The sequence below is a fragment of the Treponema sp. R6D11 genome, from assembly GCF_054786075.1.
This window is the reverse complement of record NZ_BDHD01000390.1, coordinates 1-1,080: the sequence shown is the minus strand read 5'-3', so window position 1 is coordinate 1,080 and position 1,080 is coordinate 1. Positions and strand designations below refer to the sequence as shown.

The window sequence follows — 1,080 nt, the reverse complement described above, 5'->3', positions numbered from 1 at the left end:
ATTGGTCTTCGCCGCCGCTTCCTTAATAAGTTGCGCGCCCATATTCTCATGTGGATCTTCCAGTTCTATCTCCTTAGCAATCGTTACACCATCATTAGTGATCAGTGGCGCACCAAATTTCTTGTCAATAGCAACATTGCGCCCTTTAGGTCCAACGGTTGTTTTAACGCTATCTGCAAGTATATTTATTCCTCTATATAACGCTTCTCTAGCTTCATCGCCAGTTTTAATCGTCTTCGCCATGGCTATTTTAACCTCCCTAAAATTTCATCCTGCTTAACAATTACAAATTCTTCATCGTCTAGCTTAATTTCGTTTCCTGCATATCGACCAACACTAACTTTGTCGCCGATTTTATATTTCATCTCAATTTTTTTATCATCTGTATTGCCATCACCAGCTGCAACAACTTCAGCAAACTGTGGCTTTTCCTGTGCGGAGCTAGCTAGCAAAATTCCGCTTTTTGTTTCGCTCGTGTCTTCGCAGAATTTAACCAAATATCTGTCCCCGTTTGGTTCAAATTTCATTTTTTGCCTCCTTATAAATTTTATGTCTTTAGCACTCAAAGGTGCCGACTGCTAAAAATATATCATATTTTTAGTAATTTGTCAATACTTTTTTATAAATTTTTTTAAATCTATTGACATTACCTCCTATATAATGTATAATAATTCCATGGATGAACAAACAAGAAATAAACATATAGGAATTTTAATTTATATCGCATATATCGGCATCGGTGTTTTCGTTTTGAAGAATTATCTACCACTCGCCCTCACCCTTTTCATGCCATTTATATTAGCGTATATCGTCGCAGCAATAACCGCCCCACTAGCTAATTTTCTTCATGATAAATTAAAGCTTAACAAAACCTTCTCTTCCATCTTCGCTTGGGCAATCTGCTTAGTGCTTCTATTAACAATCTTCGGGCTTATAGTTTATAAACTAACAAACGAAATAACATCTATCGCCAAAGAAAGCGAAACATACGCAAAAAATATTGAAATCTGGGTTCGAGGTTTTAGCTCTAGATTCGTATTATGGAAAGGCGAATTAGCCCAAGGATATATTAACTTCCTA

The 1,080-nt window shown here is 36.4% G+C and carries 3 protein-coding genes; 1 reads left to right on the top strand and 2 read right to left on the bottom strand.

Going from position 1 to position 1,080, the window contains the following annotated elements; all coding sequences use genetic code 11:
• Together ACYVTD_RS13380 and ACYVTD_RS13375 are read right to left on the bottom strand one after the other, a co-directional pair.
• Positions 1 to 243, bottom strand: a 243-nt coding sequence (locus tag ACYVTD_RS13380; protein ID WP_461248234.1) for a TCP-1/cpn60 chaperonin family protein, incomplete at its 3' end; no start/stop codon positions are given.
• A 2-nt stretch (positions 244 to 245) separates the two neighbouring features.
• A complete protein-coding gene (locus ACYVTD_RS13375) occupies positions 246 to 527 on the bottom strand; it encodes a co-chaperone GroES (protein WP_461248233.1) in 282 nt (93 codons plus the stop codon).
• Between the two features lie 148 nt (positions 528 to 675).
• On the opposite strand from ACYVTD_RS13375, the gene ACYVTD_RS13370 reads away from it, so the two are divergent.
• The coding region (locus ACYVTD_RS13370; protein ID WP_461248232.1) for an AI-2E family transporter at positions 676 to 1,080 on the top strand (405 nt) is incomplete at its 3' end.